This window comes from Rhodococcus sp. JG-3 (assembly GCF_000482405.1).
GTDB lineage: Bacteria > Actinomycetota > Actinomycetes > Mycobacteriales > Mycobacteriaceae > Rhodococcoides > Rhodococcoides fascians.
Genome location: NZ_KI519398.1, coordinates 3,294,886 through 3,317,382 on the forward strand (window position 1 = coordinate 3,294,886; position 22,497 = coordinate 3,317,382).

Below are 22,497 nucleotides of genomic sequence, written 5' to 3' on the forward strand. Positions count from 1 at the left end.
GAGGGAGCAGCACACGTGTCCATCGCGTCGCACGAAGATGCCGCACGCAGTGCCCACGCGGCCTGGCAGCAGGCGGTGGCCGGGGTCCTGGCCAAGTCGCGCCGGGTCGATGTGGCCGATCTGCCTGCCGATCCCGAACATCTTCTCGATTCCACGACGTACGACGGGATCACGGTGTCTCCGCTGTACACCGCGTTCGACGAGCGCCCCGAGGGTCCGTTGCCGGGGCAGTTTCCGTACCTGCGGGGGCGTGATCCGCATCGGGACGTCAACGCGGGCTGGAAGGTGTGCACGCGTCACGGTTCCGACGTTCGTGACGGTGTGCCCGCGCTGAACGGTCAGATCCTCGATTCGCTCGCCAACGGCACCAGTGCGCTCTGGTTGACGGTGGGGTCGCGTGGGTTGGATCCGTCGGATCTGTCGGAGGCTCTCCGTGGTGTGCTGCTCGAGCTGGCCCCGTTGACGATCGATGCCCGCAGGGATGTTCGCGCGGCAGCGACGGCACTGTTCGACGTTCTCGATGCGGCAGAGATCGACGATCGCGCCGCCGTCGACGTCAGACTCGGAGTGGACACTCTCACTGCTGCAGTGGCAGGCACGGAATCCATAGAGATGGCCGAGGCGCTCGACCTGGCCCGCGCGTGCATCGACCGCGCCGAGTCGATGCGTGCCATCACCGTCGACGGCACCGTGTTCCATAATCTCGGTGCGTCGGATGCGCAGGAACTGGGTGCGTCGATCGCGGCCGGGCTCGAGTACGTCCGATCGATGACCGAGAACGGTGTGGCCGTCTCGGATGCTTTGCGCCAGATCGAGTTTCGATTCGCAGCAACCGACGACCAGTTCCAGACCATCGCCAAGTTTCGCGCTGCTCGCATTCTGTGGGCACGGATTGCGCAGGTGTGCGGTGCGCCCGACGCCGGTGATGCTCCTCAGCATGCGGTGACGTCGGAAGCGATGATGTCGCAGCGCGATCCATGGGTGAACATGCTGCGTACCACTCTTGCGTCGTTCGGCGCCGGAGTGGGTGGTGCGGATTCGGTGACGGTGCTGCCGTTCGACGCGGCACTGAACGGTGGCGCCGCCGGAGTGTCCAAGACGTTCGCTGCCCGTATCGCGAGAAACACTCAGTTGCTCCTGCTGGAGGAAGCCCATCTGGGTCGGGTTCTGGATCCGGGTTCGGGCTCGTGGTACATCGAGGAACTCACGGCTGCGGTTGCCGCGACGGCGTGGGACTTCTTCCAGACCATCGAAGCGTCGGGCGGATTCGCTGCAGCAACCGCGGACGGTTCGCTGGTCGCCGACATCGAGAAGACCCGTGCAGAGCGCGAGTCCGACATCGCGCATCGCATCACTCCGCTGACCGGTGTCAACGAGTTTCCCAATCTGGCCGAGGCCCCCCTGACTCCCGAGCAGACGCAGCCTGCCGGCTCGGCACCCGTGTATCGGTACGGCCGGGCATTCGAGTCGCTCCGAGATCGATCCGATTCTTATCTGGCCCAGCATGATTCGCGACCCCAGGTGCTACTGGTCCCGTTGGGGACCGTCGCCGAGCACAACGTCCGGACGACCTTCGCGTCCAATCTGTTGGCGTCGGGCGGAATCGAAGCTGTCAACCCCGGCCCCCTGGGCGTCGACGCTGTCGCCGGTGCTGTCGAAGCGTCGGGAGCCTCGATCGCCGTGGTGTGCGGAACCGACAAGCGCTACGGCGACGAAGCCGCTACTGCCGTGGATGCTCTGCGTGCAGCAGGGGTCTCGCGGGTCTTGCTCGCCGGCCCGGAAAAGATCTTCGCCGGCGTCGACGGCCCGTCCCGTCCCGATGGATTCCTGACCGCAAAGGTCGACGCCGTCGCCGTGCTGACCGAACTTCTCGACACGCTGGGAGCCTCGAAGTGAGTACCGACGAGAACCGAATCTCGCACACCATCGGCAGTTTCGCCGACGTACCGCTGGTCGATCCCGACGAGCCGACGCCGTCGCCGCCGTCCGCGGAGGACGTGGCCACACACGTGCAGAACGGTGCCAAGGCCAACTTCTACACCCCTGAGCAGGTGGTGTGGTCCACTCCCGAGGGCATCGACGTCAAGCCGGTGTACACCGAGGCAGACCGGGATGCCGCCGAGGCCGAGGGCTACCCGTTGCACAGCTATCCGGGTGCCCCGCCGTTCCTCCGCGGGCCGTATCCCACGATGTACGTCAACCAACCGTGGACCATTCGCCAGTACGCCGGATTCTCCACCGCAGCCGAGTCCAACGCCTTCTACCGCCGCAACCTCGCGGCCGGGCAGAAAGGCCTGTCGGTGGCGTTCGATCTGGCCACGCACCGGGGCTACGACTCCGATCACCCGCGAGTGCAGGGTGACGTCGGAATGGCCGGGGTGGCAATCGATTCCATTTACGACATGCGTCAGCTGTTCGACGGCATCGACCTCGGTAGCGTCTCGGTGTCGATGACCATGAACGGAGCGGTGCTGCCGATTCTGGCGCTGTACGTCGCCGCCGCGGAGGAGCAGGGCGTCGGGCCGGAGAAGCTCGCAGGCACCATCCAGAACGACATCCTCAAAGAGTTCATGGTGCGCAACACCTACATCTATCCGCCGAAGCCGTCGATGCGCATCATCTCGGATATCTTTGCGTATACCAGCGAGAAGATGCCGAAGTACAACTCGATCTCCATCTCCGGATACCACATCCAAGAAGCCGGTGCCACAGCCGATCTCGAACTCGCCTACACCCTCGCGGACGGTGTCGAGTACATCCGTGCCGGCCTGGACGCCGGCATGGACATCGACACGTTCGCGCCGCGGTTGTCGTTCTTCTGGGCCATCGGAATGAACTTCTTCATGGAGGTTGCCAAGCTCCGCGCCGGGCGGCTGCTGTGGGCCGAGCTCGTCCAACAATTCGAGCCCAAGAGTGCCAAATCCCGTTCCCTGCGCACTCATTCGCAGACGTCGGGTTGGTCGCTGACCGCACAGGACGTGTTCAACAACGTCGCCCGCACCTGCGTCGAAGCCATGGCCGCGACCCAGGGCCATACGCAGTCCCTGCACACCAACGCGCTCGACGAGGCACTGGCGTTGCCGACCGACTTCTCGGCCCGTATCGCCCGCAACACTCAGCTACTCATCGCGCAGGAATCCAACACCGTTCGGCCGATCGATCCGTGGGGCGGGTCGCACTACGTCGAGTGGCTCACCCATCAGCTGGCGAATCGGGCTCGCGCACACATCGCCGAGGTCGAGGAAGCGGGCGGCATGGCGCAGGCCATCGGCGAAGGCATTCCGAAGTTGCGCATCGAGGAGGCGGCGGCTCGTACCCAGGCGCGCATCGACTCCGGCCGTCAGCCCCTGGTGGGCGTCAACAAGTACGTGCCCGACGAGCCCGACACCATCGAGGTGCTCAAGGTCGAGAACTCGAAGGTGAGAAAAGAACAGATCGAGAAGCTCGAGCGTCTTCGTGCCGAGCGGGACACCGCCGAGGTCGAGGCGGCATTGGCGAACCTGACTCGGGCCGCAGCGTCGGATCAGCCGGGCATGGAGAACAATCTACTGGCTCTCGCCATCGATGCCGCCCGCAAGATGGCCACCGTCGGTGAGATTTCCGACGCCTTGGAGAAGGTCTACGGGCGCCACCAGGCCGAAATCCGGACAATCAGTGGTGTGTACCGCGACGAGGCAGGCAAATCCGAGAACATCACCCGTGCCACCGCGTTGGTCGAACAGTTCGCCGAGGACGAGGGCCGTCGTCCTCGTGTTCTGGTGTGCAAGATGGGGCAGGACGGACACGACCGAGGCCAGAAGGTCATTGCCACGGCGTTCGCCGACATCGGCTTCGACGTCGACGTCGGTCCGTTGTTCCAGACGCCCGAGGAGGTGGCCCGGCAGGCGGCGGACAACGACGTCCATGTCGTCGGAGTGTCGTCGCTGGCGGCGGGCCATCTGACGCTGGTGCCTGCCTTGCGACAGGCCTTGGCCGACGTCGGGCGCGAGGACATCATGATCGTCGTCGGTGGCGTCATCCCCCCGGGCGATTTCGACGAGCTCTACGCGGCGGGTGCCGCGGCGATCTTCCCTCCGGGCACCGTCATCGCCGACGCGGCGATCGGCCTGGTGGAGAAGCTGTCCGTTGCGCTCGGGCATGCACCACGCGAGGCCAACGCCTGAATATGAACTCTCCGAACAAGGGCCGCGTCATCGACATCGATGCGGTGGCCGAGTCGGTCCGAGCGAACGAACGATCCGGCCTCGCGCGGGCGATCACGTTGGTCGAGTCGACCCGCGCGGACCATCGCGACTTGGCGCAGCAGTTGCTCCTCCGGGTACTGCCCGACGCCGGCGGATCGCACCGGGTGGGCATCACCGGGGTTCCGGGGGTCGGGAAGTCGACGTTCATCGATGCGCTCGGAATGCGGTTGATCGAACAGGGCCACCGGGTCGCGGTGCTGGCCGTCGATCCGTCGTCGACGCGGACCGGTGGTTCCATCCTGGGTGACAAGACCCGTATGTCGCGCTTGGCGGTGCAGGAGAACGCATACATCAGGCCGTCGCCGACCTCGGGAACGTTGGGCGGAGTGGCCCGCGCGACTCGAGAGACCATCGTCTTGCTCGAAGCCGCAGGGTTCGACGTGATCCTGGTCGAGACCGTGGGCGTGGGCCAGTCCGAGGTGACGGTCGCGAACATGGTCGACTGCTTCACGTTCCTCACGCTTGCGCGTACCGGGGATCAGTTGCAGGGCATCAAGAAGGGCGTTCTCGAACTCGCCGATCTGGTGGCTGTCAACAAAGCCGACGGCAAGCACGCGACCGACGCGAAGAACGCGGCGCGAGAGTTGGCGGGTGCACTGCGGCTGATCTATCCACACGATGCGATCTGGAAGCCCCCGGTGTTGACGATGAGCGCCATCGAAGGCACCGGCCTCGACGAGTACTGGAACACGGTGCTCCGCCACCAGCAGGTGCTCCGTGACGCAGGCGAGTTCGCCGAGAAGCGTCGCAAGCAGCAGGTGGACTGGACGTGGACGATGGTCAACGATCAGCTACTGCGTCGGTTGGCTCAGAGCCCGTCGGTGAAGGCAATTCGAGACGACGTGGAATCTCGCGTGCGCGACGGGTCGCTCACGGCGGCGTTGGCCGCTCAGGAGCTACTCGACGCCTTCGATTCCTGACGCCTGCTGTCCCTACTGGGCGGGGTACAGAGTCGCCGCCAGCTCGCCGACGCGTTCGACGAGCTGATCGAAGAACGCCTGAGGATCGGCGTGGGTGGCGATGGCTGCGTTCGGAGGCCTGCCCCACATTCCGCGCCAATCCGCCACCGTCGTTCCGCGAGTGAGGGATCCGACCAGCTCCACGTCCACGGTCGCGTGCCGATAAGTGGCGATATCCGGTTGCACCGCCACTGCTGCGGCGAACGGATCGTGCATGTGGGCCAGGAACCCCTGATCGTGATCGCGATGGAATTCGAAGTAGAAGCGGACCGCGTCCGAGAAATGACGCACGATCGGGTTCGAGGCCGTCGATCGCGCCCCCGGCGCATCGGTCGACGAGATCAGCTCGGCCGGAACGCTTCCGGCGCGTTCACCGAGAAGGCGAATATGCTCGGGTGTCATCTCTATGGTCTCGGTGATGTCGAGTGCGCAGACGATCGGGCGGCGGTCCTCGGGTAGTCCGGAGAAAGCGGCGAAGACCTCCGCTGCAGCCTCGGGGTCCACCGCGATGTTCCACTCGCTCGTCGGCGTCGTGTTGCCCTGATGCTGAAAAGCACCACCCATCAACACCAATCGCTTCAACAGACGAGGCAACTCGGGGTCTCGGCGAACCGCCAGCGCGAGATTGGTCAGCGGACCGGTGACGAGACCGGTGATCTCACCCGGTCGCGAGCGAACCAACTCGATCCACATCGTGGTGGCATCGCGTGCGGACAGGTCCCGACTCGACACCGGCAGCTCCGCATATCCGATGCCCTGCGGCCCGTGAGTGTCCTCGGTGGTCATCAGTGGTGCCACCAACGGCACCTGCGCACCGAGCGACACTTCGATATCGGCCGCGCGGCACAGGTCGAGCCAGGCCAGGTTGTTCGCGGCGACCTGGTTCACCGGCACGTTACCGGCGGTGGACGCTATGCCGAGGATCTCGGCCTCGTCGGTGGCCAACAGGTAGAGCAGTGCGAGCGAGTCGTCGATCCCGGTGTCGACGTCGACGATCATCGGTACGGTCATGCGTTCACCCGAGTCGTCGGGTTGTGGCGGACCGGGAAGTTGACCGATCGGGCGATGAAGCACTTGGCTGCGGCCTCGGCGTGCAGTTCCTCCGCACGGGTCACCATCGAGGAATCGGCGACCGTCACTATCGGAGCCAGGGTCACCTCGACGAACTGTCCCGAGCCGTCGGATTGCTCGGTCATGACCCCGGTGGGGGAGTCGACGTAGTCGGTGACGGTCACGTGCGACGCGGCGGCCAACCCGAGGTACCACAGCATGTGGCAGCTCGACAGCGACGCCACGAGTAGCTCCTCTGGATTCCACCGCTCGGGATCGCCGCGAAAGCTCGGATCGGAACTGGCCGAGAGATCGGGTTTTCCGGGTGCCGTGACCAAATGATCGCGGTCGTATGCGGCTGCATTCGCCGTCCCGTGTCCGCGATTGCCGGTCCAGCTCACGGCCAGGGCGTAGTCATGGGTGGGCATGGGTCCATCGTGCCAGGCCGCCGTCCACCGTCGTCACGCACGCTGGGGAGTCCTGTCCGTATTGCGATCAATGCGCCAATTGTCTAGGTAGTGGCCAAGATTCGATCGACCGACCTCTACCTGGGGGAATGCACGCTCGTGCGTGCCGATGTCCGTTTCGGTGTTTGTATGCTGGTCATTGCGCTCGCTAACGTTGCTGCAATGACGGTTGCGCAAGGTCCAGAATCGCCCGAGTCGTCACCCCAGATCCCGAAATGGGGCCAGCGCCACGTACAGCGTCTGCGGCGTGACGCATTCTTCAAACGTATGCGTCGCAAGCCGGCGATGTCGGAAGAAAGCATCACGGTCGTGGACCAGCCCATGCTCAAGCGGGCCGTGTCTGCTGCGGCACTGGGCAACACGATGGAATGGTTCGACTTCGGTGTGTACGGCTATCTGGCCGCGACACTGGGCAAGGTGTTCTACCCGGACGCGTCACCCGCAGTCCAGTTGCTGTCGACCTTCGCCACGTTCGCGGCCGCGTTCGTAGTACGGCCACTCGGTGGACTCTTCTTCGGCCCTCTCGGCGACCGCATCGGACGCCAGAAGGTCCTGGCCGCCACCATGATCATGATGTCGATCGGTACGTTGGCCGTCGGCCTGATTCCCAGCTACGACTCCATCGGAATCTGGGCTCCCATCCTGCTGCTCGTCGCCCGCCTGGTTCAGGGATTCTCCACCGGTGGTGAATACGGCGGTGCCACGACCTTCATCGCCGAATATTCACCCGACAAAAGACGAGGTTTCCTCGGTAGTTGGCTCGACTTCGGTACTTTCGTCGGATACGCGATGGGGTCCGGATTGGTGACGATTCTCAATGCGGTTCTGGGCGACGCCACCATGATCGAATGGGGCTGGCGCATACCGTTCTTCATTGCCGGACCGATGGGCATCATCGGTTTGTACCTGCGCCTCAAGCTGGAGGACACCCCCGCGTTCCGCAAGCAACTCGACGAGCACGACTCGAAGGTCAAGGCGCAGGAGACCGGACGCAGCTCGATCGGAAAGATCTTCACGGTCCATTGGAAAGCACTGCTCATCTGCATGGGAATCGTGTTGCTGTACAACGTCACCAACTACATGGTGACCTCGTACCTGCCCACGTACTTCACCGAGGTCGTCGGTCGCAGCCAGCTCAGCGCCGATCTGCTGGTCCTGTCCGCGATGGTCGTGGTCGTGTCCATCATCGTGGCCGTCGGTCGGCTGACGGACCGAATCGGCCGCAAGCCGGTGTTCGTGTTCGGTGCCATCGGACAGATAGTCCTGGCCATCCCGTGCTTCCTGCTGATTCAGCGCAGCGGATGGATCGGGCCTCTGATTGCGTGCCTGCTGCTGGGAGTGGTGTTGGCGTGCTTCGCCGCACCCAGCGCCTCCACCTTGCCTGCACTGTTCCCGACGCGCGTGCGCTACGCCGCACTGTCGATCGGATTCAACCTGTCGGTGTCGATCTTCGGCGGCACCACACCGCTGGTCACCTCGGCCCTGGTCAGTTCCACCGGCAGCACCATGATCCCGGCCTACTACCTGATCATCAGCGGCGTCATCGGTCTGATCGCCGTCGGTTTCCTCCGCGAGTCGGCTACTCAGCCACTCGATGGTTCTCCGCCCCAGGTGGATTCGACCGAGGAGGCCAAGGATCTGTACACCGAGGCTTCTGCGCTGACCGGGAGTAGCTCCGCAGACCGGTCAGCGCGGTAACCAACCGGCCTCGTCGCTACCCCAGACGTGAGCCGGGTACGCGTAGTCGGAGTAGCAGTCGAACACCGGTCGCGCTGCCGTCACCGAGCCGTGCGTGACCACGCACTCGGGTGGCGGTAGCGCGGCGGGGCCGTGTTCGGGGTCGCGCCCGGGAAGACCGGTCAGCCACGCCGCCGTTGCTGCGAGCGCTACGTCGACCGGTGCCGCAGTGCCCGACCCTTCTACGCGCGCCGCCAGTTCCGAGACGATTCCGGCAGCCAGCAGATAACCGCTCGCATGATCGAGCGCCTGAGCCGGAAGCCGACCGGGCCGACCGTCACGGCCTTCCAGAACAGAGATACCGCTCGCAGCCTGAACGAGGCTGTCGAAGCCCCGCCGCCGCGACCAGGGACCCTCTGTGCCCCATGCGCTGATGCGCCCGTGGACGAGGTCCGCCCGGTGTTCGAGGCCGAAACGATCGAGGGCCCCCGGCCGATACCCGGTGACGAGCACGTCGGCCGAGTCGAGGAGCCCGAGCATCCGATCGAGTCCCTCCGCCGTGTCCAGGTCCAGCAGGGCCGACCGCTTGCCCTGGCCGTTCTCCAGATGCTGCCAGGGCAACTCCGGGTGCCGGGGCGAATCGACACGGAGCACGTCGGCACCGAGAAGTGCGAGAGCGCGCGTAGCGACAGGACCGGCAATCACCCGCGTCAGATCGAGCACCCGAATACCCGCCAACGGGTATTCGGCACCGTGTGGCCGAAGCGACGAAAGCAGCCGGAACGACGGAATGCGCACTCGGGCAGCCGGATCGGCCGCACTTCGTGTAACGACCGGACCGGAGCTCGCGGCAATACCAGCGGGGTGAGCGGACCATTGTTCTTCCGTGCGGACCCGCACGGCCAGAGCGCCCGACGCCGCGCACAGCTCTTCGAGCTCGAACCCGGACATTCCACGGAGTCGATGGCCGAACACGTCGATCGACTCCGCCGAGCCGGCGCCACCGAGGCCCACCACACCGAGCAATGCCTCTCGGTGGTGTGGGTAGTTGGCGTGGGTTCTCACCCAACCGTCGGACACCGGGAAGAAGCCGGACAGATCGGCGAAACCCTGCACCGGCTCGCCGTCGATCCGCAACACGGTGTCGCCCATGAACGACGCGGTGATACGCGCCATGGACGCTGTCGGCGTCACCGTCTCGGAATCCGTCGTCACCGATCCCAGCGCGCTTTGCAACTGGGCGACGGCGGTGCCGAGGGCACCGACCGACTCGGCGGCGAGCGCCGCGACCGGAAGTGTCGATGCGAGATATCCAGTCGTGCCCGACGTTCCCTGCACCGCAATCAGTTCCGCTTGGCCCAGATCTCCATGCCGGCCGCATTCAGACGGTCCACCAGAACGTCGCCCATGGCCGTCGCGGGAGTGAGAACTCCGCTGGCTTTCGGCAGTGCGTCTCCACCGAGAACCAGCGCGAGTGCGGACTCGGCGAGCATGACCGCCGTCGCCTTGTAGCCGGGGTCGCCGGACGCCTTGACCCGGGCCCGGTATCGCGCCCCGGACGTCGTCAGGGTGTATAGATCGACCGTGAAATGGCCCTTCTCTCGGGCCTTTTCACTGGGGCCGCTACCGGGCTTGGGCAGGATGCGATCGAGCACCTTGCCCGGCAGTACCGTCATGGCCGATACTCCGACGAACAGTCCGGCCGACAATGCGCCGGCGAGCACCGGGCTGACGACGGACGAGCCGACGCTCATCACCTCGCTGTACCGGAACTGCTTCCCGTAGGCCCAGTCTCGAAGTGCATTGGTACGCCGCACGACTCGTGTGTTGTACGAGGCCATCACGAACGGAGCCTTCCACCCGCGCAGGCTCGGATCGATCTTCTTTCCGTCGATGAGCACGGTATCGAGTTGGCGGCCGAGCTGAGGCTCGAGGCTTCGATCGGGGCTCAGCGAATACGGACGGGCCGCGATGCGTCGGGCCCGCTTGTCCTTCTTCATGGCCTCGATCTGACCACGGAGCGAGTCGACGGTACCGCCACTGACCCCGCCCGACATCGAGGTGACCACGAGCGTGGTGTCGGTGAGTTCGCCCGCATTGTCGGCCGTGACGGCCTCGTACAGAGCGTGGACACCGATGTCGGACGGAACCGAGTCGAACCCGCACGAGTGGACGATCCTGGCACCGGTACGTTGTGCGATCTCGTGGTTGGTGTCGATGCTCTCGCGAGCGAAGAGCACCTCGCCGGTGAGGTCGACGTAGTCGGTTCCGGCCTCGGCGCACGCAGTTGCCAGTGGCATGCCGTACTTGGCATACGGGCCGACCGTCGTGATGACGACTCGGGTCGATTCGACCATGGATCGCAGCGCAGCGGTGTCGGCGGCGTCGGCTTCGATGACGGGCCAGTTCTGGGCGGTGGGTCCCAGTTCCTTTCGCGCTGCCTCGATGCGTCCGGTGGACCTGCCTGCCAGCGCGATACGGGTGTCGGCAGGCGCGTGTTCGGCGAGGTACTTCGCCGTCAGCTTTCCTACGAATCCGGTGACGCCGTAGACGACGATGTCGTGGGTGCGGTCGGGGCCTGAGGTGAAATCCGAGTCGGACGTAGTCATGGTTACGACACTAACGCGGACGCCGCCGGCAGCGTCGGCTAGTGGGTCCAGGTGTGCACGGGTTCTCCCGTGTCCATCCTGTCCACGTAATCTCCCAACATCCCCGCGAGAGCCTGCTCCCGAGTATCGCCGGCCCGTTCGCGCGCGACGACGGCGGCTCGCTGCCACCCCGAACCCGACTGCTTGGCCAGGCACCGCGCTTCGACAATGCCGAGATAGCGGTCACGTACGGCAGAGTCGACGCCGTACGCGGCGAGACCGGCCTCGGCCATCGGAAGCAATCGGCGCAGTACCAGCTCCTGCGGACTCACCCAGCCGACCTCGGGCCAGTAGAGCATCGAATCGAACCCGCCGCGCGCCGCGGAGTGCACGTTCTCCTCGGCGGCATCGAACGACATCTGCGACCACAGGGGCCGATCGGCATCCGCGAGAGCCCGTACGGTGCCGTAGTAGAACGCGGCATCGGCGAGGGTGTCGACGACTGTCGGTCCGGCAGGCAGAACGCGGTTCTCGAGCCGGATGTGGTGCCCGTCGCCGGACCGATCGTAAATCGGCCGGTTCCACCGGTACACGGTTCCGTTGTGCATCCGCAGTTCCGACAGCGACGGTGTGTCACCTCGGGCCAGAGCGGCTTTGGGGTCCTCTTCGCTGCACACCGGGAGCAGGGCGGGGAAGTAGCGCGAGTTCTCCTCGAACAGGTCGAAGATCGAGGTGATCCATCGCTCCCCGAACCACACTCGCGGGCGAACTCCCTGGTTCTTGAGCTCCTGCGGCCTCGTATCGGTGGCCTGCTCGAACAACGGTATGCGGGTCTCGTGCCACAGTGCACGCCCGGCGAGGAACGGCGAGTTCGCGGCGAGCGCGACCTGAACACCCGACAACGCCTGTGCGGCATTCCAATACGACGCGAACTCGTCAGGGGCGACTTGCAGATGCAGTTGGACGGACGTGCAGGCCGCCTCGGGCAGAATCGTGTCGGTCACGATATCGAGGTTCTCGGCGGCCGCAGACCCGGGCAGACGCACGCCCGCGATCTTCAGTTCGATGTCCTCACCACGGGCGGCGAAGATCTGCTGGTTCAGTAGGTCGTATCGCGGATTCGCCGACAGCCACCGATGCTCGAAGTGTTCCTTCGTCAAAGTCGGGAGCATGCCGATCATGGCAAGTCGACTACCCGAGCCACGGGCCCGCTCGTCGGCAGCATTCAGCGATCGCCGCAGATCCGTCTCCAACTCAGCGATCGACGAGCCCCGCAGCGGTCGAGGATCGACGTTGATCTCGATGTTGAACTGGCCCAGCTCGGTCTGATAATCAGGATCGGCGATGGCGTCGAGTACTTCGGCATTGGCCATCGACGGTGCCATGTCCTCGTCTACGAGGTTGAGCTCGATCTCCATGCCGATCTGGGGTTCGCCGACCTGGAACGTCTCGTCGGCCAACATGATGGCCAACGCGTCGAGACAGTCCTGAACCTTCTGCCGAAACTGGTGTCGGTCCTGTCTGGTGAACTTTCGGCGTTCGACATCCTCGCCCATGGTGACCGCCTAACGCTGTGTCTCGGTGCCGTTCGCTCACGCGAGACGGCGTCGTTTCCGAGTATCGCAGCCCGGGGTTGCTCCGGGGCATCCACGTGCAGAATCGCCCGGAGGAACGACCCCGGGGCCGATCGTCACCAGGGCGAGGGCTGGTAATCCTTGAGGAACGAGCCGTACAGATCGACTCCGAGTTCGCCCTGCACGATGGGGTCGTACACCCGCGCAGCACCGTCGACCAGATCCAGCGGCGCGTGGAAGCCCTCGTCGGCCAGCCGCATCTTGGTGGGGTGCGGGCGCTCGTCGGTGATCCATCCGGTGTCGACGGCGGTCATCAGGATGCCGCTCTCCACCATCTCCTTGGCACTGGTGCGAGTCAGCATGTTCAGTGCCGCCTTGGCCATGTTGGTGTGCGGATGCCCCGGGCCCTTGTATGCCCGACCGAACTGACCCTCCATGGCAGAAACGTTGACCACGTACTTGCGTCGAGCCTGCGACGCCTCCATCGACGCGCGCAGGCGTGAGACGAGGATGAACGGTGCCACGGAATTGCACAGCTGCACTTCGAGCAACTCGACCGGATCGACCTGCTCGACGGTGTGAATCCAGCTGTTGGTCTCGGCGAGGTCGGGCACCAGGCCGCCCGCGTCGATCGCCAGTCCGTTCTCGATGCGCTCCGCTGTCACCGAACCCGCCACCATCGCCAGAGACGCGACGTCGTCTGCGCTCAAAGTCGCCGAGACCTGCTGACCGCCGATCGCCGTGGCCGGCAACGAGCTGGCCAACGACGCAGGGTGGGCGTCGCTGGTCTTGCCGAACGTGATCCGTTCCGGCCCGGCACCGTCGGTCAGTGCCGCGGGCAACGGTTCCGCTTCGGCGTCGGCCAGCGCGCTGTACGAGCCGGGGGAGCGCTTGACCGTCTGCGCAGCATTGTTGATCAGGATGTCGAGCGGTCCCTCGGCGGCGACCGAATCGGCAAGTGCCACAACCTGAGCGGGGTCTCGTAGATCGATACCGACGACGCGCAGGCGGTGCAACCACTGATCGCTGTCGTCCATCGCAGCGAACCGGCGCACGGCATCGTTGGGAAAACGCGTGGTGATCGTCGTGTGTGCGCCGTCGCGGAGCAGCCGGAGGGCGATGTACATGCCGATCTTCGCCCGACCTCCGGTCAGCAGTGCTCGCCGGCCGGACAGGTCGGTTCGTGCGTTGCGTTTGCCGCGGTTGAGCGCCGCGCACTCGGGACACAGCTGGTGGTAGAACGAATCGACATCGGTGTAGCGCTGCTTGCAGATGTAGCACGGGCGCGCCCTGATCAAGGTGCCCGCGATCTCACCCTCGGCGCGCGAGGTGAGGGACAGACCTGCGGTCTCGTCGTCGATACGATCCGGGGATCCGGTCGCCGTGGCCGCCACGACTGCCCGGTCGGCTGCGTTGACGGCGTTGCGTGCGGCAACGCGTCGAGCACGCTTGAGATCTTTGAACATGGCACCGGACGCCCGCTGGACGGCGATGGAATCCGGATGGTTCTTGTCCAGCTCGGCGGCTTGTGCGAGCACCCGCAGACACGTGTCGAGATCGGTGGGGTCGATCGAGTCCATCTTCAGTCTCCTAGCATCGGCCCGGTCGAGCCGTCGACGTGAGAACAACGAAAAAGACCCCGATTCCGAAGAATCAGGGTCAGTTTCGTCTGTCTCAACTCAGATCTTTGAAAATCTTTGTCTGTGAACAACATTCAGACGGTGTCCGAGGGGGGACTTGAACCCCCACGTCCGTTAATAGGACACTAGCACCTCAAGCTAGCGCGTCTGCCATTCCGCCACTCGGACATGTGCGACCGTTGCCGCATATTCTCTTGTTGCTCTCACAGCTGGTCGCTGTGCGCTGCGTAAGATTATCCGACGGGTTCCCGATAACCCAAATCCCCACGTCAGTTCATGCGTCGAGCGGTTTTCGGTGGTGCCCCGACCCCTCGGTGATGGTAGGAACGACGATGTGGCAAACGATTCGAACGATCCCGAAGTGAGCAATGCCCGAAGCCGAGGAGAACGCGCTCCCACCGTCGCTCTCGACGAAGTGGTGGAGCTGGTCAGCTCTCTGATCAGGTTCGACACCTCGAACACCGGCGAACTCGACACCACGGTCGGCGAGAAGGAATGCGCCGAATGGGTGGCGAGCAAGCTCGAAGAGGTGGGGTACGAGACCGAGTACGTCGAATCCGGTGCCCCCGGACGCGGCAACGTCTTCGCCTGGCTGCGCGGTGCCGACTCGTCCCGTGGAGCTCTGCTCGTACACGGACACCTCGACGTCGTCCCGGCCGAGCCGGCCGACTGGAGTGTGCACCCGTTCTCCGGAGCCGTCGAAGACGGCTACGTCTGGGGTCGAGGTGCCGTGGACATGAAGGACATGGTCGGGATGGCACTGGCGCTGGCCCGCCAGTTCAAATCGAACGGCACGGTTCCGCCCCGCGACATCCTGTTCGCGTTCCTCGCCGACGAGGAGGCAGGCGGCAAGTACGGATCGCACTGGCTGGTCGACAACCGACCGGATCTGTTCGAGGGCGTCACGGAGGCAGTCGGCGAAGTCGGCGGGTTCTCTCTGACGGTCGCTCGACCGGACGGCACCGAGAAGCGGCTGTACATGGTCGAAACCGCCGAGAAGAGTCTGGCGTGGATGCGGCTGACCGCGAAGGCGCGGGCCGGACACGGATCGTTCCTGCACGACGACAACGCCGTGACCTACCTGGCCGAGGCCGTCGCGAAACTGGGCAATCACACATTCCCCCTGGTGCTCACCGAGTCCGTGTCGCAGTTCTTGCAGGCGGTCTCCGAGGAATCCGGACTCGACTTCGATCCGACGTCACCGGACATCGACGGCACGCTGCTCAAACTCGGCAGCATCGCCCGCATCGTCGGCGCGACACTGCGCGACACGGCGAACCCCACGATGCTCTCGGCCGGCTACAAGGCCAACGTGATCCCGCAGACCGCGACGGCCGTGGTGGATTGCCGCGTGCTGCCCGGCCGCCAAGCCGCCTTCGAGAAGGAGGTCGACGAACTGATCGGCCCGAATGTCGAACGGGAATGGATCACCAAGCTCGAACCGTACGAGACCACATTCGACGGGGATCTCGTCGACGCGATGAACGACGCGGTCCTCGCGCACGACCCCAACGGCCGCACCGTGCCGTACATGTTGTCCGGCGGCACCGACGCAAAGGCGTTCGCGCGCATCGGAATTCGTTGCTTCGGGTTCGCTCCGCTCAAGCTTCCGCCCGAACTCGATTTCGCGGCGTTGTTTCACGGCATCGACGAACGAGTACCCGTGGAGTCGTTGGAGTTCGGCACACAGGTGCTCGAGCACTTCTTGATGCACAGCTGATACGAAAGGAACCATCGTGGCGTACAACCCATACGACTCGCTTCCGGACCTACCGTCCTTCGAGTTGACGTCCGAGGATGTGCAGGACGGCAAGCCCCTGAAGGCCCAGCAGGTCAGCGGAATCATGGGAGCCGGTGGACACGACAACTCCCCGCAGCTGTCCTGGTCCGGATTCCCCGAGGGCACCAAGAGCTTCGCGGTGACGGTCTACGATCCCGACGCACCCACGGCCTCGGGCTTCTGGCATTGGGCCGTGGCGAACATTCCGGTCGAGACGACGTCGCTGGTCTCGGGAGCAGGCGACGACGGTGGAACCGGGGTGCCCAGTACGGCCGTGACGCTGAAGAACGACGCGGGCCTGTTCCGGTACATCGGTGCTGCCCCACCCGCAGGCCACGGCCCACACCGCTACTTCATCGCGGTGCACGCCGTGGACGTCGATCGGCTCGAAGTCGACGAGACGGCGACCCCGGCGTACCTCGGGTTCAACCTGTTCTCGCACGCCATCGGACGTGCCGTGATCACGGGCACCTACGAGGCCTGATCGCGATCCCGTCGTGCGCGTTGTGCGTACCTCTGGGTACGCAAAACGCGCACGACGAGGGGCGGTCAGAGCTTGTTCTCCGAACCCACTGCGTCGGCCAGACGAGCGAATCCGTGCTGCTCGAGTCGGGACAGCAGACCACGGTTGATGTTCCTGATCCACAGCGGTCCGCCGTAGATGAACCCGGTGTATCCCTGCACCAGGGACGCACCGGCAACGATGCGTTCCCAGGCCTGCTCTTCCGTTTCGATTCCTCCCACCGAGATCAGCGTCAGCTGCGTCCCGACCCGGCGGTACAGGTGCCGAATGACGTCCAGCGAGCGAGCCTGCAGTGGAGCACCGGACAGCCCGCCTGCACCGATGGCCGCGACCGCCTCCGCGTCGGTACGGAGTCCGTCGCGAGAGACAGTCGTGTTGGTCGCCACGATGCCGTCGAGGCCGAGTTCGACAGCCAGATCAGCGACGGCGTCGATGTCCTCGTCGGACAAGTCCGGCGCAATCTTGACTAGAACCGGCACCGACACCACCGACTGCACGGCAACCAGAATCGGCCGCAACGATTCGACGGCCTGCAGATCCCGTAGACCCGGCGTGTTGGGGGAGCTGACATTGACGACGACAAAATCTGCCAGAGGCCCGAGCAATCGGGCGCTGGTGGTGTAATCGGCGGCGGCGTCCGCCGGCTCGACGATCTTCGTCTTGCCGATGTTCGCACCGATGGGAATCCGCGTTCTGCGCGAACGCAGTTTCGCGGCCGCGTACTCCGCACCGTGGTTGTTGAAGCCCATCCGATTGATGATCGCGCGGTCGAGAGGCAGCCGGAACAGACGAGGCGTCGGATTGCCGGGTTGCCCCTGCGCAGTCACGGTGCCGATCTCGGCGAACCCGAACCCCAGCGGGGCCCACGCATCGATGCCATCGGCGTTCTTGTCGAACCCGGCCGCAAGCCCGAGGGGTGCCGGAAACTCGATGCCGAATGCCGTCGAACGCAACCGCGGATCGTCGACGACGAACAGTGCACTTGCCAGCTTACGAAGCGGAGGAAGCGCCGCAACAGCCCTGAGAACACCGAACGCGAGGTGATGAATCCTCTCCGGCGATACGAGGAACATCAGGCGCAACAGGACGCGGTACAGACGGTCTCCCACGGTCTTCTTTCCGGTCGGTACTTCAGGGTCGTTGTTCGGAGTCGATCGGTGCTGCCGTCGAGCCGGTCAGATTCCGGGCTCCGGCACATGATGTGCGGTCTTCTTGCGCTTGAGCAACACGCGGCGACTTCCGTCGGTGTACAGACGTACCCGAGACAGCTCCCAGCCGCCGAATTCGGCCTGAATCGCGAGCCGCATCGATGCGGTCACGCGAGTGACGTCCGGTGGCAACCGGAGAGGGACGTACTCCCAGTCGTCGGACGGGGACACCTCCCACCCGACGGGCATCTTCGCTCGGCCCGGCATCGTATTCTCGTGTGCGTTCACGTGCCTCCACCATTCTCGAGGGTCGTTCCTGCGGGTACCGTCTCCTGCCGATTCAGCAGGTCAACGGCCCGCGGCGGGGATGCGCTGCAGCCCGTCCCCGGTCGCCGATCCCACGTACAGATCGCCGGTATCCGCGTCGACGGCAACCGAGTTCGGCTGTCGCACAGTGGGCAACCGTTGCGCCTCGACCGGAATTCCGGTGTCGAGTGTGTACCCGACCACCTCGTTGCGAGCCGGCAAGGTGACCCATGCAATACCGGATTGTTCATCGTAGGCGATCGCCCAGGGCGCGGACCCGACCGGAAACCGTTGCCGCATCAGCAGATCGTGCGAGGTGAAGACCAGCAGCTCGGTGCCGGTCGAGTCGGTGACCAGAAGTCGTCCGTACTCGTCGCTGGTCATCTCGGCGGCGCCTTCGCCCGCGCGCAGGGCCACACCGAGGGTGTCGTCGTCGAGGTTCAGATCGGTGATCGAGGTCTGGCGGCGATCGAGTACCGAGACACCGTCCGGTGTGCTGGCCAACGCGTCGGCCGAGGTCACGCCCGGTCCTGAGACCGTGCTCGTCACCTGTCCGGCGGCGTCGAGAATGCGGATACGCCCGGTGGCGTCACCGACCGCCGTGGTGCCGTCGGGTAGATCGGCAGCCGACAGAGTCCGGCCGTCGACGGGGGTATCGGTGCGCTGAGCGTCTGCCACGGTGATCCTCGAGAGAACTCCGTCCATCGGAACCAAGACACTCGAGTCGCGCCCGGCGACCAGCTCTGCAGCGGATCCGCCCAGATCCACCACGCGGGGCTCGCTCGACGCCTCCCCGTCCACCAGGCTCACGGTGGTCGACGCGTCGGTCAGGGCAACCAGAGTGCGCGTTGCAGAATCGAAAGTCAGTGCGTCCACGGGAGCGAAGGCGCGGACGACTCCGGCCGGAGCCACTGCAGTCGCGGGGGACAAGGCCGGCGGCTGCGGCTCGACGGAGATCTCGTCGGCGTTCTCGTCCTCGCTCGAGCAACCACCCAAACCGACGAGTGTGACGACGGCGAGCGCGGACGCCACTGCCGTCCTGGCCGTACGTGCCGACGGTGTTCGCATGGAACCGAACCTACTTCCTGTGGTGACTGCCCCTGGTAAGGCGCTGCCACATCTGTACCAGCGCGCGTCGACCTCGGCGAAATCGACAGCCCGGGACTCGGTGCCGTTCGTCGGGGGCGCGGAGACGGTAGCGTGTTCGATCGGCATCGAATTCGTGAACGAGCACGACATGGGAGCGGATGTGGGATCCGAAGGAACGCACTTCGTGGTCGAGGAAGTGAATGCGGGTACGCACGCCAACGGCTTCGGCAGAACCGACGACGGACGCGCGTTCGCGTTCAGAGTGCAGCGCAGCACGCTCTACGTGAAGATCTATCGGGCCGATGTCGTGTCGGCCGTGCCGGATCGAACCGAAGTGGACGCCGTCGCCGAGCACTCGGTCACCGAGATCGATCTGACCGACGAACGCAGCATCATCGGGGTGGTTCGTGACGCAGTCGCTCACGCTCAGCAGCTGTCGGATGTGTCACTGCGAGACACGGCAGTCCGGGCCTTCTTCAATCGCGTCAACTCTGCGCTCGAGGGTTTCTGAACCCTGGTCGTTCCGCAGGCTTCACTCCTGACCCCGCTTCGGGATCACCAGTTGCTCACCGGTGACGGGGTGGTCGAAGACATCGACCGGGTGTCGGTAGATCCGGCCGAGCCGCTCGGCGGTGAGAACCTCCCGGGGCGGTCCCGTAGCCACCAGCTCGCCTGCGTCGAGAATCGCGACCCGATCGGCGTAGGCCGCAGCAAGCCCCAGATCGTGCAGTACGACAACCACGGCACGACCGGACGCGGCCAGTGAACGCACCACGGCCATCACCGACTCCTGGTGTCTCACATCGAGCGCCGCGGTGGGTTCGTCGAGCATGATCGTGGCGGTACGCTGTGCCATGACACGGGCCAACGCGACTCGGGACTGCTCACCGCCGGATAGGGAACCGAACGGACGTCCGGCGAATTCGGACACGTCGCAGGCGGCCATGGCGGCGGCCACCTGCGCGTCGTCCTCGCGTACCGCCGACGTTCCGGTCCACGGAGCTCGGCCCATCCGCACGATCTGCTCGACGGTGAATGCGAACCCGATCGCGTGCTGTTGCGGGAGCACGGCGCGTCGTCGCGCGAGGTCGACCGGCCGGAAGCGGGACAGTGGTCTCTCGCCGAGCAGTACCGATCCGGAACTGGGCTCGGTGTCTCCGGACAGGACCGACAGCAACGTGGACTTACCCGCCCCGTTCGGGCCCACGAGAGCCAGAATCTCTCCGACGACGACCTCGAGATGCACGTCGTTCAGAACGGCCCGGTCACCGCGGTGTGCGCCGACCCCCACGGCGACCAGGGTGCGTGAACCCGGTGTCGGGTCGGCAGGAATGTCGGAACGGTGTCCACCGAACTTCCCGATCATGCCCAGCCGCCCTGACGAGCCCGGGTGCGGCGCAGCAGCCAGAAGAAGAACGGTGCGCCCGCCAACGAGGTCACCATCCCGAGCGGAAGGTCGACGTTCGCCACGAGCGTCCGCGTGACGAGATCGGCCCCGAGGAGGACCACGCCTCCCGCGAGTGCGCTGGCAGGGATGAGTACCCGGTGCGCCGGACCGAGCACCATGCGCATGGCGTGGGGTACCACCAGACCCACGAACAGGATAATCCCGGTGAACGCCACTCCGGACGCGACGAGCACTGCGACGACCACGATGGCGAACTGACGCAGGCGCTCGACGTTCACGCCGAGATGGCGCGCCACGTACTCACCGAGTGCGAGCAGGTCCAGTCGGCGGGCGATCATCGACGACGCTCCGATCCCGACCAAGGCCAGCGGACCGACCACCGCGACCGACTGCCACGTGGCACCGGCAAGGGATCCCAACTGCCAGAAGACGATCTGGTCGCGAGCGGCCGGGCTGGCGACGAACGTGAAGAACGCGATCACGCCGCCCGCGAACGCATTGACGGCGACTCCGGTGAGGATGAGGGTCACCACCTCGGTTCGGCCGGCATTGCGAGCCAGGAAGTAGACCGCAATCGTGGTGACGAGTCCGCCCACGAAGGCTGCGAGCGCAACGGTCCAGACCCCGGCAAAGCTGCCGCCCAGGACGAAGACCGAGCTCGCACCGACAGCCGCGCCCGACGACACGCCGACGACACCGGGTTCGGCGAGAGGGTTGGCGAACACACCTTGGAGCAGTGCACCCGCGCATCCCAGACAGGCACCGACGAGCATCGCGAGGGTCAGCCGAGGAAACCGGACCTGCCAGAGGGTCACCTCGCCGCTGGGGTGAGCGGGCAGCGGGCCGATGTCGAGGCCCACCCGATGCGTCAAACTCCCCAACACTTCCGCCGGAGTCGTCGGTACCTGCCCGACGACAGCCGACACCAAGGCCAGGACCATCAGCACGACCGCCAGCGCGACGAACGTCGAGACCACTCGCGTCGTACCCGACCGCCACCGTGCAGACGACACGTCGCTCATGAGGCAGGTTCGTAGACGGCCTTCGACAATGCAGCCAGCACCTTTCCGGTGTTCGGACCGAAACTGAGAACGGTGCCGTCGTCCATGTCGACCACCCGACGCTGCTGGCCGGCGGGCGTCTGCGCGATACCGGGTATCTGCTCGAGCCCGTCGATCCCGCCGATCGATTGCAGCCCCTTCGTCATCATGAGAATCACGTCGGGTGCCGCAGCGATGAGTGCCTCACTGGTCACCGGGACGAACTGTTCGGTCAGACCCGATTCGACCCCTGCATCCCGAGCACCGATCGCCTCGATGAGAGCGTCCGCTCCGGAACCCGGACCGGCGAGCATCTTGATCGCCGGACCACGCATGTACAAGAACGCAACCTTCAGCGGCGCGGCGGATCGAGGCGCGTTCTGTGTCGCGGCGGCAATCTCTTCGGTTGCCCGTTGCGCCAGTGCGGAACCGGCGTCGGGAACCCCGAGAGCCGCCGCAACAGCGTCGATCTGTCCTGCTACCCCGGCCAGAGTTCGAGCGGGGTCGAAGTAGACGACCGGAATTCCCGCGGCCCGAATCTGATCCTGGACAGCGCGCGGGCCGATACTGGTGTCGGTCAGGACGACCGTCGGCGACAGCGCGAGAATGCCTTCGGCACTGAGCGAGTGGCCGGTAGGGGTGACGTCGGGTACGTCTGCTGCCGCGGGAAACGACGCCGAGGTGTCGCGCCCGACGAGATTGTCGCCGAGTCCGAGCGCGAACACCGTTTCGGCGAGGGTGCCGTACTGGTCGGCCGCCACGATCCTGCTGTTGTCCGAAATCGTGACGGGCACGCCGTCGAAACCGGTGACGGTGACCGGTAGTTCGGCAGCCGGATCGACCGCGATGGGCTCCGGATCAGGGTCGTCGACGACGGCGGTGCGTGGGCCGATCGTGCCGGAGTCCGGGACCGCGGAGTTGTTCACCGAACACGACACCAGCAGTCCGGCCGTCAGCAGCGCGGCGGCGAGGCGTTTGGCGATCACGACCATAGGTTAGCCTGC

Annotated in this window: 19 protein-coding genes and 1 tRNA gene; 7 read left to right on the top strand and 13 right to left on the bottom strand. The window is 65.4% G+C overall.

What is annotated here, in order from left to right:
- Positions 1-15 precede the first annotated feature (15 nt).
- The 3 genes from mutA to meaB are packed head-to-tail and all read left to right on the top strand — an operon-like array spanning position 16 to position 5,164.
- On the top strand, positions 16-1,896 hold the full coding sequence (mutA, locus tag K414_RS0117055; RefSeq protein ID WP_027497046.1) for a methylmalonyl-CoA mutase small subunit: 1,881 nt from the start codon (positions 16-18) through the stop codon (positions 1,894-1,896).
- Entirely contained in the window at positions 1,893-4,163 is a 2,271-nt protein-coding gene (scpA, locus tag K414_RS0117060; protein WP_027497047.1) for a methylmalonyl-CoA mutase, read from the top strand. Before mutA ends, scpA begins: the two co-directional genes overlap by 4 nt.
- A gap of 2 nt (positions 4,164-4,165) precedes the next feature.
- A complete protein-coding gene (meaB, locus tag K414_RS0117065) occupies positions 4,166-5,164 on the top strand; it encodes a methylmalonyl Co-A mutase-associated GTPase MeaB (protein WP_027497048.1) in 999 nt (332 codons plus the stop codon).
- Positions 5,165-5,176: 12 nt separating this feature from the next.
- On the opposite strand, the gene K414_RS0117070 is transcribed toward meaB, so the two are convergent.
- Positions 5,177-6,214, bottom strand: coding sequence for a nucleoside hydrolase (locus K414_RS0117070; RefSeq protein ID WP_027497049.1), 1,038 nt, complete (start codon positions 6,212-6,214; stop codon positions 5,177-5,179).
- Positions 6,211-6,681, bottom strand: coding sequence for an OsmC family protein (locus tag K414_RS0117075; protein WP_027497050.1), 471 nt, complete (start codon positions 6,679-6,681; stop codon positions 6,211-6,213). The genes K414_RS0117070 and K414_RS0117075 overlap by 4 nt, the downstream gene beginning before the upstream one ends.
- Positions 6,682-6,882: 201 nt before the next feature.
- Between K414_RS0117075 and proP the strand changes: the two genes are divergently transcribed.
- Positions 6,883-8,418 (top strand): glycine betaine/L-proline transporter ProP, encoded by a 1,536-nt coding sequence (gene proP, locus K414_RS0117080; RefSeq protein ID WP_045841908.1) that lies wholly within the window; start codon positions 6,883-6,885, stop codon positions 8,416-8,418.
- Here proP and K414_RS0117085 read toward each other — a convergent pair.
- The 5 genes from K414_RS0117085 to K414_RS0117105 all read right to left on the bottom strand — a co-directional run bounded on the left by K414_RS0117085 (position 8,407) and on the right by K414_RS0117105 (position 14,367).
- A complete protein-coding gene (locus K414_RS0117085; RefSeq protein ID WP_051365147.1) occupies positions 8,407-9,735 on the bottom strand; it encodes a CoA transferase in 1,329 nt (442 codons plus the stop codon). The two genes, proP and K414_RS0117085, sit on opposite strands and share 12 nt — an antisense overlap.
- Before the next feature lie 5 nt (positions 9,736-9,740).
- Positions 9,741-11,006 carry a saccharopine dehydrogenase NADP-binding domain-containing protein gene (locus tag K414_RS0117090; protein ID WP_037219349.1) on the bottom strand — a complete coding sequence of 422 codons (1,266 nt, stop codon included), beginning with the start codon at positions 11,004-11,006 and terminating at the stop codon, positions 9,741-9,743.
- Positions 11,007-11,044: 38 nt separating this feature from the next.
- Positions 11,045-12,541, bottom strand: coding sequence for a glutamate-cysteine ligase family protein (locus K414_RS0117095; RefSeq protein WP_027497054.1), 1,497 nt, complete (start codon positions 12,539-12,541; stop codon positions 11,045-11,047).
- 134 nt (positions 12,542-12,675) lie between these two features.
- Positions 12,676-14,139, bottom strand: a complete 1,464-nt coding sequence (locus K414_RS0117100; protein ID WP_027497055.1) for an SDR family NAD(P)-dependent oxidoreductase — start codon at positions 14,137-14,139, stop codon at positions 12,676-12,678.
- 142 nt (positions 14,140-14,281) lie between these two features.
- A tRNA-Leu gene (locus K414_RS0117105) sits at positions 14,282-14,367 on the bottom strand.
- 193 nt (positions 14,368-14,560) lie between these two features.
- On the opposite strand from K414_RS0117105, the gene K414_RS0117110 reads away from it, so the two are divergent.
- Positions 14,561-15,919: a M20/M25/M40 family metallo-hydrolase gene (locus tag K414_RS0117110; protein ID WP_080729261.1), complete on the top strand. Its 1,359-nt coding sequence runs from the start codon at positions 14,561-14,563 to the stop codon at positions 15,917-15,919.
- A gap of 16 nt (positions 15,920-15,935) precedes the next feature.
- Positions 15,936-16,463 (top strand): YbhB/YbcL family Raf kinase inhibitor-like protein, encoded by a 528-nt coding sequence (locus K414_RS0117115; RefSeq protein ID WP_027497057.1) that lies wholly within the window; start codon positions 15,936-15,938, stop codon positions 16,461-16,463.
- A 65-nt stretch (positions 16,464-16,528) separates the two neighbouring features.
- Here K414_RS0117115 and K414_RS0117120 read toward each other — a convergent pair whose 3' ends face one another.
- From K414_RS0117120 to K414_RS0117130, 3 genes are all read right to left on the bottom strand, one after another.
- Positions 16,529-17,599: a quinone-dependent dihydroorotate dehydrogenase gene (locus K414_RS0117120; RefSeq protein ID WP_027497058.1), complete on the bottom strand. Its 1,071-nt coding sequence runs from the start codon at positions 17,597-17,599 to the stop codon at positions 16,529-16,531.
- Positions 17,600-17,677: 78 nt separating this feature from the next.
- Positions 17,678-17,917: a DUF5703 family protein gene (locus K414_RS0117125; protein ID WP_027497059.1), complete on the bottom strand. Its 240-nt coding sequence runs from the start codon at positions 17,915-17,917 to the stop codon at positions 17,678-17,680.
- A gap of 81 nt (positions 17,918-17,998) precedes the next feature.
- A complete protein-coding gene (locus K414_RS0117130) occupies positions 17,999-19,024 on the bottom strand; it encodes a hypothetical protein (RefSeq protein ID WP_027497060.1) in 1,026 nt (341 codons plus the stop codon).
- Here K414_RS0117130 and K414_RS27245 point away from each other — a divergent pair.
- Entirely contained in the window at positions 19,023-19,556 is a 534-nt protein-coding gene (locus K414_RS27245) for a hypothetical protein (RefSeq protein ID WP_228139215.1), read from the top strand. The two genes, K414_RS0117130 and K414_RS27245, sit on opposite strands and share 2 nt — an antisense overlap.
- Positions 19,557-19,577: 21 nt before the next feature.
- Here K414_RS27245 and K414_RS0117140 read toward each other — a convergent pair whose 3' ends face one another.
- From K414_RS0117140 to K414_RS0117150, 3 genes are read right to left on the bottom strand one after another with little or no spacing between them, the layout of a single operon-like run.
- Complete coding sequence (locus K414_RS0117140; RefSeq protein ID WP_027497061.1) at positions 19,578-20,411, bottom strand: heme ABC transporter ATP-binding protein; 834 nt, start codon at positions 20,409-20,411, stop codon at positions 19,578-19,580.
- Positions 20,408-21,475, bottom strand: a complete 1,068-nt coding sequence (locus K414_RS0117145; RefSeq protein ID WP_027497062.1) for an iron ABC transporter permease — start codon at positions 21,473-21,475, stop codon at positions 20,408-20,410. Before K414_RS0117145 ends, K414_RS0117140 begins: the two co-directional genes overlap by 4 nt.
- A complete protein-coding gene (locus K414_RS0117150; protein WP_037219351.1) occupies positions 21,472-22,485 on the bottom strand; it encodes an ABC transporter substrate-binding protein in 1,014 nt (337 codons plus the stop codon). The genes K414_RS0117145 and K414_RS0117150 overlap by 4 nt, the downstream gene beginning before the upstream one ends.
- Positions 22,486-22,497: the final 12 nt, after the last annotated feature.